At 62.0% G+C, this 12,602-nt stretch carries 9 protein-coding genes; 8 read left to right on the forward strand and 1 reads right to left on the reverse strand.

Annotated features, from left to right (window positions below; translation table 11 throughout):
- Window positions 1-11: 11 nt before the first annotated feature.
- The 8 genes from praB (at window position 12) to ACZRMO_RS23825 (ending at window position 11,053) form a co-directional block, all read left to right on the forward strand.
- A complete protein-coding gene (gene praB, locus ACZRMO_RS23790; RefSeq protein WP_257781058.1) occupies window positions 12-530 on the forward strand; it encodes an alkane oxidation protein activator PraB in 519 nt (172 codons plus the stop codon).
- A gap of 282 nt (window positions 531-812) precedes the next feature.
- On the forward strand, window positions 813-1,292 hold the full coding sequence (locus ACZRMO_RS23795) for a protein activator (RefSeq protein ID WP_463974403.1): 480 nt from the start codon (window positions 813-815) through the stop codon (window positions 1,290-1,292).
- A gap of 108 nt (window positions 1,293-1,400) precedes the next feature.
- Window positions 1,401-2,855: an outer membrane protein transport protein gene (locus ACZRMO_RS23800; protein WP_463974404.1), complete on the forward strand. Its 1,455-nt coding sequence runs from the start codon at window positions 1,401-1,403 to the stop codon at window positions 2,853-2,855.
- Between the two features lie 258 nt (window positions 2,856-3,113).
- Window positions 3,114-5,639, forward strand: coding sequence for an acyl-CoA dehydrogenase (locus ACZRMO_RS23805; protein ID WP_463974405.1), 2,526 nt, complete (start codon window positions 3,114-3,116; stop codon window positions 5,637-5,639).
- A gap of 146 nt (window positions 5,640-5,785) precedes the next feature.
- Window positions 5,786-7,129 carry a 3-oxoacyl-ACP reductase gene (locus tag ACZRMO_RS23810; RefSeq protein WP_463974406.1) on the forward strand — a complete coding sequence of 448 codons (1,344 nt, stop codon included), beginning with the start codon at window positions 5,786-5,788 and terminating at the stop codon, window positions 7,127-7,129.
- Window positions 7,130-7,132: 3 nt separating this feature from the next.
- Window positions 7,133-8,023 carry a MaoC/PaaZ C-terminal domain-containing protein gene (locus tag ACZRMO_RS23815; protein ID WP_463974407.1) on the forward strand — a complete coding sequence of 297 codons (891 nt, stop codon included), beginning with the start codon at window positions 7,133-7,135 and terminating at the stop codon, window positions 8,021-8,023.
- Complete coding sequence (locus ACZRMO_RS23820; RefSeq protein WP_463974408.1) at window positions 8,020-9,318, forward strand: acetyl-CoA C-acetyltransferase; 1,299 nt, start codon at window positions 8,020-8,022, stop codon at window positions 9,316-9,318. Before ACZRMO_RS23815 ends, ACZRMO_RS23820 begins: the two co-directional genes overlap by 4 nt.
- A gap of 31 nt (window positions 9,319-9,349) precedes the next feature.
- Window positions 9,350-11,053 (forward strand): AMP-binding protein, encoded by a 1,704-nt coding sequence (locus tag ACZRMO_RS23825; protein ID WP_463974409.1) that lies wholly within the window; start codon window positions 9,350-9,352, stop codon window positions 11,051-11,053.
- 147 nt (window positions 11,054-11,200) lie between these two features.
- Here ACZRMO_RS23825 and ACZRMO_RS23830 read toward each other — a convergent pair whose 3' ends face one another.
- The gene (locus tag ACZRMO_RS23830; RefSeq protein WP_463974410.1) at window positions 11,201-12,316 is read right to left on the reverse strand and encodes a Gfo/Idh/MocA family protein; all 1,116 of its coding nucleotides are present in this window, start codon (window positions 12,314-12,316) and stop codon (window positions 11,201-11,203) included.
- Window positions 12,317-12,602 lie beyond the last annotated feature (286 nt).

Raw genomic sequence — 12,602 nt, forward strand, 5'->3', positions numbered from 1 at the left:
GAGGAACAATAATGAAAAGTTTGAAAACCCTCGTATCGTTCACTGCTTTGGCTGTTTGCATGGGTGCGGCCTCAATGGCCAATGCGGCTTCGTTCAGCCCAGTGGGCAAAACGTTCACCACGGATGCCACCGGCACGATTGTGGTGAAGTCGCCGTCGTCATTTGGTGGTGCCGTGACCTGTAAGGCTGTATTCCAAGGCACTGTTCGCGCCGACGGTAAAGCGGATATCACCAACGTAACGATTTCCCCGGGCTCCAGCACCCTGTGCAACCTGCCCAACATTACCGGCCTGCCTTGGCTGCTGACGCCTGTCACCACCACCACCGGCACCGCAACCAACGTCGGCTACACCATCACGGGTGCTCCACCACTGATCCCAGCCACCAACTGCGGCCCGTCCCAGATCAACGTAACACTGGCGTCTACGGCGTCGTCCATCAGCCTGGCGGCCGCCAACCAGCCACTGTCAGGCAGCTGCACCGTGCAGTCGCTGAATGTAACGGCCACCGGCGTAACCATCGTTCCTTGATAGCGGCACTCCGTAACAAGGGCTGATCACCCGCAACAACGCAGGTGCCTCTCGCGGGGCACCTGTTTGCAGGTGGTTGGGTTTGCGGCAAAGGTAGGGATGATGATGCAAAGGTTAAACACCTTCTTATGTACCGGATTGTTTGCGCTATGCACGACTGTGCCTTGGGTATCCAGTGCCGCGACGTTCACTAACGCGGGTTGAACAGAAGCTGGCGGAGCCGGCTGAAAAATAAAATGTCTGAGGACAGAGACAATGCAAAGCGTCAGCTCACGAATTTCCTTGGCCGCACTGCTCCTGGGTGTGGTGTTCACCTCATCGATGGCAACGGCGGCCACGTTTGCACAGGCGGGAACCGCATTTACCACCACGGGCTCGATTTCCACAGCGGTCAAGATGCTCGCGTGGACCCCGGTTCCCTGCAACCTCACCTTGACCGGCCACGTCGCCGCCGATGGCAGCCACGCAACCATCACCGGCGCCACCTTTACCCCCGTCAGTGGCACCAACTTGCTGTGTACCTATTCGGCGCCGCTCAACCTGCCATGGACGTTGCTGCCTACCAGCGCGAATACCGCAACGCTTGCCGGTTTCAGTGAAAAGGCGGCCTACGACAGTTGCGCGACGCCCAGCACATTGAGCCTGCAATGGAGCGCTGCCAGCAACGCCTTCAGCCTGGCCAGCCCGCACATGATGAATGCCACTTGCAAGATCACCGCGTTGACCTTCAAGCCTTCGCCGGTGCTGACGATCAACCCTTGAGGTCGATCCAGGCGCCGCTATTCGACGTACCGCCTTTGACCAGGCGAACCAAGCAGCATGACGAACCGGCTGGGGTCGGTTCAGTGAGATAACAATAAGGAGTGCCGCATGAATAATAAAAAACAACAGGTACAGGTATTGCTGGGGTTGGCGCTGATGGGAGGGGTGATGGTTGCCGCGCCGGTGCAAGCCGGCGGCTTCTCCACGCCGACCTATGGTGCGCAGGGCTGGGGACGTGCGTTTGGTGGTGGTTCGCTGTTCAAGAACGACCCCAGTTCCGCCTACAACAACCCGGCGGCCATGGCATTTGTCGAGCACAATGTTGCGCAATTCACCGTCGATTACGCGCGAATCAAGATCAAGTACAAAGGGGAGGCAAACAACTATCTTGGCAACCCCGTGACCAACACGCCGGTCACTGAGGAAGGGTTCCCTGGTGCAGAGTCCACGTTGAATGAAAACAATGGCGGCGAAGGCGGGTTCACCGCCTGGTTGCCCACCGGTTTCATGGTGATGCCCCTGGGCGACCGCTTTGCGTTCGGGTTGAGCCAGGTGGTTCCGCAAGGCATGCGTTCAACGTGGGATTCGGACTCGAAACTGCGGGATTTTGCGGTAGACACCAAGATTGAAACCGTCGGCCTGACCGGTTCTCTTTCGTTCAAAGTGAACGACGAGTTCTCGATTGGTGGCGGTGTCATCGTCCAGCACAGCAAAGGCTTCGTCAGCCAGAATATCGACTTGCTGGCGGCGGCCTCCAACTCCCAGTCCGAGTTGTTGGGCGGCATTGATTTTCCGGCAGGGGTAGGTGGCGCGCTGATGCGGGTCAAGGTCGATAATATCTCGGCGGGCTGGTTCACCGGCATCGTCTGGAAACCGACGCCGCAAGACACCCTGGGCCTGAACTATCACGCCAAGATCAAGAACAAAATGACCGGCAAATACAATATCTACGCCGATCAGTTTTCCTACAACCTGATGACCCAACCCAGCCCGTTTGGTGGTAGCGGCACGCTGGTCGAAGAGGCTTACCCTGGGCTGAAACTGTTCCCGGATGGCGCGCATGCCAGCACCCAACTGGACATTCCAGCCACGGCGGCCTTTGACTGGGTCCACCAGTTCAATGACCGCTTCACGTTGGGCGCCAGTGTGGCCTGGACTCAGTGGTCGTCGTTCAAGGACCTGACCCTCAAATCCGGCGATATCACCATCGTCTCCATTCCCTACAACTACAAAGACACCTGGATGTACTCCGTCGGTGGCGACTTCCGCGCCACGGATGAGCTGACCCTGCGCGCGGGTGTGGCCCTTGACCAGACGCCAACGCGCAACTCGACCCGTGACCCACGGATTCCAGACGGCGACCGTACATTCCTGTCATTGGGGGCGGGCTACGAGGTCAAAGCGATCAAGGGCTTGAGCCTTGACGTGGCGTACTCTCACCAGTTCGTCCAGGAGGTCAAGCTGAAGACCAAGAACGTCGACCGCCTGGGGGGCGCGAGCCTCGACGGTAAAGCCGAGTCGTCGGGCGATGTGGTCAGTGTGTCGGCCACCTACGCGTTCTGATGATTGATCGAGGATGATGGAGGAGGGCATCAAGCGCATCTTGCTGCCGTTATTCCGTGGTTCATCCTCATACCTCTTTTTGCGTGTTGATTGATCCGGCTGACCCGTTCAGCCGCTGTTTTTTTTGCCAAAACATTAAATAAAAATTTCAAAACAAAATTTGAAAAATGCTTTGCGAGTTTGTAGTGTGGCCTTACGCCGCAGCTTTTCCGGGCTGCCGCATCGAGGCCGTACCCTGAATCGAGTAGAGGTATCCCCATGGTTATCTGGTTATTGGCGGGTGTCGCAGCAGCGATTGCCCTGGCGTATCGACAAGCAGCGGCCACCTTGTGGCTGGGCGCCGGCCTGGTCTGGTTGGCGGTGGGTTACCTGTTCAATGGGGTCGAGGGCTGGGGTGCCACTGTTGCAGCGTTGCTGGTGCTGGCGCCCGCGTTGCTGATGGCGATCAAACCCCTGCGTCGCAGCCTGTTGACCAGCAAGGCCCTGGCCCTGTTTCGCACCATCATGCCGGCGATGTCCGACACCGAGCGCGCGGCCATCGAGTCCGGCACCGTGTGGTGGGACGCCGAGCTGTTCAGCGGCAAACCCGACTGGCAGCGCCTGCTGCAAGCCGCTCCCGCCAGCCTCAGCGCGGAAGAACAAGCCTTCCTCGATAACGAAGTGGAAACCCTGTGCGACATCGCCAACGACTGGGAAACCACCCAGGTGTGGCAGGACATGTCCCCCGAAGGCTGGCAGTACACCAAGGACGCCGGTTTTCTCGGCATGATCATTCCCAAGCAGTACGGCGGCAAAGGCTTCTCTCATTACGCCCATTCGCAGGTGGTGATGAAGCTGTCGACGCGCTGCTCGGCGGCGGCGATTTCGGTGATGGTGCCCAACTCCCTGGGCCCGGCCGAGTTGCTGTTGCATTACGGCACCGATGCCCAGCGCAACTACTACCTGCCTCGCCTGGCGCGGGGTGAGGACATCCCTTGTTTCGCCCTGACCAGCCCCTATGCCGGCTCCGACGCCGGGGCGATCCCCGATCTGGGCATCGTCTGCAAAGGCACCCATGAAGGTGAGGAAGTGCTGGGTTTTCGCGTGACCTGGGACAAGCGCTACATCACCCTCGGGCCGATTGCCACTGTGCTCGGCCTGGCGTTTCGCGCCGAAGACCCGGACGGCTTGCTTGGCCTGGCCGGTTCGCTGGGGATCACCTGTGCGTTGATCCCCACCGATCATCCCGGGGTCAACAGCGGCCGGCGGCACTGGCCGTTGAACGCGGTGTTCCAGAACGGTCCGACCACCGGCAAGGATGTGTTCATCCCACTGGAGTGGGTGATCGGCGGCCGCGAACAAGTCGGCAATGGCTGGCGCATGCTGATGGAATGTCTGGCAGCAGGTCGGGCGATTTCCCTGCCGTCGGCCAACGTCGGCCTGGGCAAGGTCGCCGTGCGCGGCACCACCGCATATGCGGCGATGCGCAAACAGTTCGGCCTGCCCATCGGTAAGTTCGAAGGTGTGCAGGCGCCACTGGCGCGCATGGCCGGGCATTTGTATGCGTGCGATGCGGTGCGCAAAGTCTCGGTGGCATCCCTGGATGCCGGTGAAAAACCCTCGGTGATCTCGGCCATTGCGAAGTACCACGTCACCGAGCGCGCGCGGATCATCGTCAACGATGGCATGGACATCGTCGCCGGCAAGGGCATCTGCATGGGCCCGAACAACTTCCTGGCCCGTGCCTACCAGCAAAGTCCTATCGCCATCACGGTGGAAGGCGCCAACATCATGACTCGCTGCCTGATCATCTTTGGCCAGGGCCTGATCCGTTGCCATCCCTACGTGTTCCGCGAGATGGAAGCGGCGCGCAACCCGGATCGGCGCCAGTCGCTGGAAGACTTTGACAGCGCGATGTTCGGCCATGTGAGTTTTGTCCTGGCCAACACCGTACGCGCGGCGGTGCATGCGCTGACGGGTGGGCGGCTGATTGCCGTGCCGGCCAAGACGGATCCCGCGCTGGCGTCCTACTACCGCCAGGCCAATCGTCTGTCGGTGGTGCTGGCGTTGATCTCGGACGTGTCCATGGGCGTGCTGGGCGGTGCCCTCAAACGCAAGGAAAGTATCACCGGGCGCTTGGGGGATATTCTGTCGCAGCTGTACATCCTGTCCTGCGTGCTCAAGCGTTTTGAGGATGACGGCCGGCCCCAGGCGGACCTGCCGCTGGTGCATTGGGCGGCACAGGATGCGTTGCTGCGGGCCCATGAAGCCCTCGCGGAAGTGCTCGATAACTATCCGTCCAAAACCGCTGCGGCGGTGGTGCGCGGCTTGAGTTTTCCGTTGGGCATTCCCCTGCGCAAACCGTCGGATCGCTTGTTGGCCCAGGTGGCGGATGTGGTGCAAACCCCTGGCGAAACCCGCGACCGTTTGCTGGCCAATTCCTACATTCCTCGTCCGGAAGTCGACAAGTTGGCCTACGGCGAACTGGGCTTCCGCTTGCTGCCACAGGTGGAGTTGATCGACGCGCGGCTCAAGCCGGCGATCAAGCAAGGCCTGCTTGAGCCGATGCCGATCTCGGCCACGGCCTTCACCGCGTGGCGGGTCAAGGCGCGGGCGCTGGACCTGATCAGCGACGACGAAGACGCCTTGCTGGCGCGTTATGTGGAATACGCCGATCACGCCATCCAGGTGGACGACTTCCCGCAGGATTTCGGTTTGCTGGAGGCGTTGCAACAGCGCAAGCAGGCGCTGGAGCCGGTGGCCAAGCGCCGTAGCAGCCAGGGCGAAAACGCCTCGGTCAACTAGGCGACACAGGGTCATTGTGGGAGCGGGCTTGCTCGCGAATGCGGTCTGTCAGTGACAGATGTGCTGGCTGACCCAGCGCATTCGCGAGCAAGCCCGCTCCCACAGTGATTGGGTTTCCAGGTCAATACAGTGTTGTGAGTGCATTTATGAGTGACAGCTACTTAACGTTCGTCAATTCCCCTTGGGGCCGCCGCCTGGCCCAAACCATCGGCTTGCCGCAACCCCTGCCATTGCAACGCCATCGTAGCGGCCAGCAGGGCTTGGCCAACCCGGTGATCGTTGCCGGGGCAGGGCGCCTGGCGGCGCAAGTGCAACATCTGTTCAGCGCCACCGACACGGTCACTGCCGCTGCAGCCACTCTCAAGGCACCGTCCACCGGCAAAGTGCTGGGCGCGGTGTTTGACGCCAGTGGCGTGAGCAGCCTGCAACAACTGGATGAGCTGTACGAATTCTTCCATGCCAACGGCAAACGTCTGGGCCAACACGGCCGTGTGGTGGTGCTCGGCACCGCGCCGGAACATTGTGCGGACTTGCCCCAGGCCATCGCCCAACGCGCCCTTGAAGGTTTGGTGCGCTCCCTGGCCAAGGAGCTGCGCCGTGCAATCACCGTGCAATTGCTCTACGTTGCGCCGGGGGCCGAAGACGCGCTGGACAGCAGCCTGCGCTTCTTTCTGTCGCGTCGTTCAGCCTACGTCTCGGGGCAAGTGGTGCGCGTGGAAAAACCCGTGGACGGCCACGTGACGGTCAATTGGGACAAGCCTTTCGCCGGTCGCCGCGCGCTGGTCACGGGTGCCTCCCGTGGCATCGGCCTGGCGATTGCCCAGGTACTGGCCCGCGACGGTGCCCATGTGGTGTGCGTGGATGTGTCCCAGGCCCAGGACTCCCTGCAACAAGCGGCGGCCAGTGTGGGCGGTTCGGCATTGCCGTTGGACATCACCGCCGCCGATGCGGCGGCGCTGTTGCACGCCCATGTCAGCCAATACGGCGCATTCGATGTGGTGGTGCATAACGCCGGGATCACCCGCGACAAGACCATCGCCAAAATGACCGAAGCCGCGTGGCGCAGCGTGTTGGCGGTCAACCTGGACGCACCCCTGCGCCTGACTGAGGCATTGCTGGGCAGCCAGGGCCTCAACCCCGGAGGGCGCATTGTGTGCGTGTCGTCGATTTCCGGCATCGCCGGCAACCTCGGGCAAAGCAACTATGCCACTTCCAAGGCCGGGGTGATTGGCCTGGTGCAGGGCCTGGCGCCGCGTGCAGCAGCGCAGCAGGTCACGGTCAATGCCGTGGCACCGGGGTTTATCGAAACCCAGATGACCGCGAAGATTCCGCTGATGATCCGCGAGGCGGGGCGGCGTATGAATTCGTTGCATCAGGGCGGACAGCCGATTGATGTGGCCGAGACGATCGCCTGGCTGGCGCACCCGGCTTCCGGCGGGGTCAATGGACAAGTCGTACGGGTGTGCGGGCAAAGCCTGCTGGGAGCTTGAACCATGGACTACGTGACGCAGATTATCGATCCACCGCCGTCGCGCTCCCAGCTGTTGCTCGACGGTGTGCGTGCCTTGCGCAAGCCCAAGCTGGACGGTGCACCGGTATTGCCGACTGAACGTCTGGTGCGTTCGGCCGTGGCGTTGCAGGCCGCCGATATTGCCGGCTATGGCCGTGCCTGCGGATTTCGCCCTGAGCAGGGCGTGCCACTGTCCTATCCCCATGTGCTGGCGTTCCCGCTGCACTTGATGCTGCTGACACGGCCAAACTTTCCCTACCCGGCCAGCGGCATGGTGCACCTGGCCAATCGCATTCGTCAGCATCAACGCTTGCAGGAGGGCCAGGCGCTGCGCCTGGAGGTGTATTGCGAACGCTGGGTCGCGCATGCCAAGGGCCAGGCGCTGAGCATCGCCACCCGGGCCTACAGTGCGGGCAGCCTGGCGTGGGAAAGCGACAGTCTGTACCTGCGTCGGGACGTCAAGGACCCCGTCGGCGAACCCTGGAATGAGGCGTTGGCGTTGCAGGAAGAAGGCCTGCTGCGCACCCAGCGCTGGGTGTTGCCCGCCGACCTGGGCCGACGCTTTGCCCGGGTATCAGGGGACTTCAACCCGATCCACACCTCGCTGATCGGCGCCAGGCTCTTTGGCTTTCGCCGCGCCATCGCCCACGGCATGTGGACCCTGGGCCGCGCGCTCGCCGCCCAGCAACCGCCCGGTGGGCTGGAGCAGGCCGAGGCGCATTGCGACTTCAAGCTGCCGATCTTCCTGCCCGGCCAGGTCGCGCTGTGGAACCACCCCGCAAGCGGCCCGCGCCGCGAGTTCGAAGTGCGCAATTTCGCCGGTGATAAACCGCATATGCGCGGGCTATTTGTCTGGAATGAGAGCCATCGATGACTGACTACAGCTTCAACCCGGCCCCGACGCGCCGCGTGGCGATTATCGGCGGCAACCGCATCCCGTTTGCCCGCTCCAACACGGTGTATGCCCACGACAGCAACCAGGACTTGCTGGTGGCGGCGCTGCAAGGCCTGGTGGACCGCTACAACCTGCACGGCCAGCGCCTGGGGGAGTTTGCCGCCGGTGCGGTGATCAAGCATTCGCGGGATTTCAACCTGGCGCGTGAGTCGCTGCTGTCCACCACCTTGTCGCCGGATACGCCGGCCTATGACGTGCAACAAGCCTGCGGCACCGGCCTGGAGGCGGCGTTGCTGGTGGCCAATAAAATCGCCCTCGGCCAGATCGACGTGGGCATCGCCGGGGGGGCCGATACCACTTCCGACGCGCCCATCGGCATCAACGAGTCCCTGCGTCACACTTTGCTCGCGGCCAATCGCGCCAAAGGCCTGGGCGGCAAGTTGCAGGCCTTGCTCAAGGTGCGCCCGTCGATGTTTTTCAAGCCGCTGCTGCCGCGCAATGGCGAGCCGCGTACCGGCTTGTCCATGGGCGAGCACTGCGAAGCCATGGCCCAGCGCTGGCAGATCAAGCGCCTGGCCCAGGATGAGCTGACGTTGACCAGTCACCAGCGCCTGGACGCGGCCTATAAGCGCGGCTTCTTCGACGACCTGATCAGCCCTCATCGCGGCCTGGCCCGGGACAACAACCTGCGCGCCGACACCACCCTGGCCAAACTCGCCAGCCTGGCGCCGGCCTATGACCGTGACAACGGCAGCCTCACCGCCGGCAACTCGACACCGCTGACCGATGGCGCCTCGGTGGTGTTGCTGGCCAGTGAAGAATGGGCCGCCGCCAATGGCTGGCCGGTGCTGGCCTACCTGCGCACCGGCGAGACGGCGGCGGTGAATTTTGTCGATGGCAGCGAAGGCCTGCTGATGGCCCCGGCCTACGCGGTGCCGCGCATGCTCAAGCGCGAAGGCCTGAGTTTTGCCGACTTTGATTTCTTCGAAATCCATGAAGCCTTCGCCGCTCAGGTGCTGTGCACCCTCAAGGCCTGGGAAGACGCCGATTACTGCCGTGAACGCCTGGGCCTGGACGCGCCGCTGGGCACCATCGACCGCGCCAAAATGAACGTGAATGGCGGCTCCCTGGGCTGCGGCCATCCTTTCGCCGCCACCGGTGGCCGGCAACTGGCGACGCTGGCCAAGACCATTCATGACAACGGCGGCGGCCGTGGCCTGATTTCGATCTGTGCGGCGGGCGGGCTGGGCATTACCGCCATCGTCGAAAAGTAGCGCTATCAAAAACAACAATAAGGAAACTGCCATGAGCACTGTCAGCCTGGAACAAACCGAACGGATCTGGTTGGACGCTTACCTGCCCGGCGTGCCGGCGGACATCGACGCGGGGATTGAGGCTTACCCGTCGCTGCGGGAAGTGTTCCTGGAACACCTGGAAAAATTCCGTGAGCGTGTCGCCTACGTCAGCATCGGCACGGAAATGACCTACGCCGACTGGGAAGTCCAGGGCTTCGCGTTTGCCGCGTGGCTACAGGGTCAGGGGGTGAAAAAGGGCGACCGCGTGGCGCTGATGATGCCCAACTGCTTGCAGTACCCGATTTGCCTGTTGGGCACGATCCTGGCCGGTGCGGTGGTGGTCAACGTCAACCCGCTGTACACCTCCCATGAACTGAAGCACTTGCTCAAGGACAGCGAAGCCGAAACCGTGGTGATCTTCGAGAACTTCGCCCACACCCTGGAAAAAGTCATTGCCGGCAGCAGCGTCAAGCGCGTGGTGATCGCGGCCATTGGCGATCTGCTCGGCACGTTCAAGGGCGCGGCGATGAACTTCATCCTGCGCTCCGTGCAAAAGCAGGTGCCCGCATTCAACCTGCCGGGTGCGTTGCGCTTCAACCGGGTGCTCAAGCAAGGGCGTGGCCTGAACCACTTCCCGGTGGCCATGCAGCTCGATGACCTGGCGTTCCTGCAATACACCGGTGGAACCACCGGGGACGCCAAGGGCGTGATGCTCAGCCACCGCAATATCATCGCCAACCTGCTGCAAGCCAAGGCCTGGGTCGGCGATCAATTGGACCAGGATAAGCAGGAAACCAACGTCACCTTGCTGCCGCTGTACCACATCTTTTCCCTGACGGTGAACTGCCTGATGTTCATGTGCCTGGGCGGGCGCAACATTCTCATCGCCAACCCGCGGGACGTGAAGCGGGTGCAGATGATCCTGCGCAAGGAGCGCTTCAATGGCATCGCCGGGGTCAACACCTTGTTTAATGGCTTGCTGGAGAACAAGGAGTTCTGTGCGCGGGACTTTTCCGACCTGCGCATGGTGATCGCTGGGGGCATGGCGACGCACACGGCGGTGGCCAAGCGCTGGCAGGAAGTCACCGGGCTGCCGATCATCGAGGGCTACGGCCTGACGGAATGCTCGCCGGTGGTGAGCATCAGCCCGATCAATATCGCACGCATGCGCGAGATGGAGTTTACCGGCAGCATTGGCGTGCCATTGCCGTCTACCTGGGTGCGCTTTGTGCGTGAAGACGGCGAGTTGGCCGAGATTGGCGAGCAGGGCGAACTGCAAGTTCGGGGGCCGCAGGTGATGCAGGGCTACTGGAAACGCCCTGAGGCTACCGCCGAAGTGCTGGATGCCGAGGGGTGGTTGTCGACCGGTGATATCGGGGTGATGGACGCGCGCGGATATATCCGCCTGGTGGACCGCAAGAAGGACATGATCCTGGTCTCGGGTTTCAACGTGTATCCCAATGAAATCGAAGACGTGGTGGCGCTGCACCCCGGTGTGGGCGAGGTGGCGGCCATCGGTGTGGAAGATCCGGTAACGGGCGAGAAGGTCAAGGTCATCGTGGTGCGCAAGGACCCGAGCCTGACACAGGAGCAGGTTCTTGCACATTGCCGGGAATACCTGACGGGCTACAAAGTGCCCAAGTATGTGGAGTTCCGCACGACGGAATTGCCCAAGACTACCGTGGGAAAAGTGCTGCGCCGGGCGTTGCGCTGACGCTTAGGCCCTGGTGATCCAAATGTGGGAGCGGGCTTGTGTGGGAGCGGGCTTGCTCGCGAAGGCGGTGGGCCAGTTGATACATGTGCTGACTGACACACCGCCTTCGCGAGCAAGCCCGCTCCCACAGGGGATCATCGTTGGGTTTTAAACGGTGTTCACTTTGACCCAGCGTTCTTCCTTGGCCGCGACACGAATCGCAGTCGCCAACTGTTCAACCGCCCACGCCGCTTCAAAGTCCGTGCCATCCGTTCCCTGTCCGGCCACGGCCAAGATCAGTTCCTGCACTTCCAGCGTCTTCAATTCGTTGTAGCCCAACTGATGCCCCGCCGCCGGGCTGAACGCCGCATAGCCGGGCAGGGCAGGGCCGGCCAACAAGCGCTGGAACCCGTCCTGGCCGACCCGGCACAGTTGCAGTTCATTCAACCGCTCCTGATCAAAGGCCAACGTGCCTTTAGTCCCGCTGATTTCAAAGCTCAGGTGGTTCTTGTAGCCATGCTTGAGCCAGCTGCTGCTGACGGTGCCGCGTGCGCCGTTGGCGAAGCGCAGCAGCGCATGCACCTGGTCATCCACGGCGATGGCTTTGTGCTCGCTGCTGCCTCTGACGGCAGGGCGCAGGGCATGCACGGTCTGGGTGTCGGCGCACACGCTGGTCACATCACCGACCAGATAACGCGCCATCGACAGCAAGTGGCTGCCCAAGTCCGCGAGGGCGCCCCCGGCATGTTCCACTTCGCAGCGCCACGACCAGGGCGAGGTCGGGTCGGCCATGAAGTCTTCGCTGAACTCGCCCTGGAAACTGATGATCTCGCCCAGGTCGCCCCGGGCAATCATCTGCTTGGCCAGCGTGATCATCGGGTTGTGCTGGTAGTTGTAGCCCACGCGCGTGACCACACCGGCAGCACTGGCCGCGCGGCGCATGGCGTCAGCCTGTTCGAGGCTCACGGCCAGGGGTTTTTCGCAGTACACCGCCTTGCCGGCCGCGATGGCGGCCATGGCCATGGGGTAGTGCAAGTGGTTGGGGGTGGTGATGGCCACGACATCGACGTTGGGGTCGTTGATCAGCGCTTGCCAGTCGCCATGGGCCTGGGCAAAGCCCCAATCCCTGGCGCAGCGTTGTGCGCGCTCGGTGTCGGCGTCGGCCAGGGCGGCCAGCTTGAGGTGTACCGGCAGTTCGAATACCGCGCGGGCGTTATTGAACGCCAAGGCATGGGCGCGGCCCATGAAGCCTGTGCCGATCAAGCCGATTCCGAGTTCACGCATAGCCGTGGTCCTTTGCATTATTGTTTTCAGAGGCGCTATTAATGGAATAAAAATTCCCAAAATTCAAGAGATGGAATAAAAATTCATCAATGCGCCGGCAATCACTCTGGCGAATGCAGCTATATTCAGCCCGTGGCCAAATGCCGCCAGTTAACAAAAGATAACGTAGCGCCGATTGTCAGACGATTCGAAAGCCCGATAGGATGGCCCCTGCTTCCTCCAGGCGCTCTAGATTGCAGGTTTCAGAGCCCGGGAAGGCGAGATGACCTAACAATAATAAATGGGA

Source organism: Pseudomonas sp. B611 (genome assembly GCF_055407965.1).

Bases quoted from the DNA above. Each gene is read 5' to 3' on its own strand.
- praB (WP_257781058.1), top strand. From the start codon at position 12: ATGAAAAGTTTGAAAACCCTCGTATCGTTCACTGCTTTGGCTGTTTGC.
- ACZRMO_RS23800 (WP_463974404.1), top strand. From the start codon at position 1,401: ATGAATAATAAAAAACAACAGGTACAGGTATTGCTGGGGTTGGCGCTG.
- ACZRMO_RS23805 (WP_463974405.1), top strand. From the start codon at position 3,114: ATGGTTATCTGGTTATTGGCGGGTGTCGCAGCAGCGATTGCCCTGGCG.
- ACZRMO_RS23810 (WP_463974406.1), top strand. From the start codon at position 5,786: ATGAGTGACAGCTACTTAACGTTCGTCAATTCCCCTTGGGGCCGCCGC.
- ACZRMO_RS23815 (WP_463974407.1), top strand. From the start codon at position 7,133: ATGGACTACGTGACGCAGATTATCGATCCACCGCCGTCGCGCTCCCAG.
- ACZRMO_RS23820 (WP_463974408.1), top strand. From the start codon at position 8,020: ATGACTGACTACAGCTTCAACCCGGCCCCGACGCGCCGCGTGGCGATT.
- ACZRMO_RS23825 (WP_463974409.1), top strand. From the start codon at position 9,350: ATGAGCACTGTCAGCCTGGAACAAACCGAACGGATCTGGTTGGACGCT.
- ACZRMO_RS23830 (WP_463974410.1), bottom strand. From the start codon at position 12,316: ATGCGTGAACTCGGAATCGGCTTGATCGGCACAGGCTTCATGGGCCGC.